General features: G+C 69.8%; 1 pseudogene. It reads right to left on the bottom strand.

Annotated features, from left to right (window positions below):
* Positions 1 to 285 (bottom strand): annotated as a pseudogene (locus JHE00_RS34790) (PPOX class F420-dependent oxidoreductase); the annotation flags it as partial.

Genomic DNA, 285 nt, shown 5'->3' with positions numbered 1-285 from the left:
GTCTCGAAGCTGCGTACGTAGGCGTGGTCGCCGTCGACGACGATGCTCACGGGGCTGCTGCACGGTCTGCCGTCGCGCCGGAACGTGGTGAGGGTGACGGTCTTCTGGCCGACGAACGGCGCCAGGGCAGACACGGTCGCCGGGGCGACGGGACCGACGACGTAACCGCGCGCCCGCAACCGCAGCACCAGCGCGATGGCCTCGAGCACGGACTGCACCACCAGCAGCCAGGTCTGGTAGGCGTTGCCGCCGAGGTGGCTGTCCACGATGTGGTTGACGACGTGG

This window comes from Prauserella cavernicola, assembly GCF_016595675.1.
GTDB classification, from domain to species: domain Bacteria; phylum Actinomycetota; class Actinomycetes; order Mycobacteriales; family Pseudonocardiaceae; genus Prauserella_A; species Prauserella_A cavernicola.
This window is presented reverse-complemented; position numbering and strand designations above follow the sequence as displayed.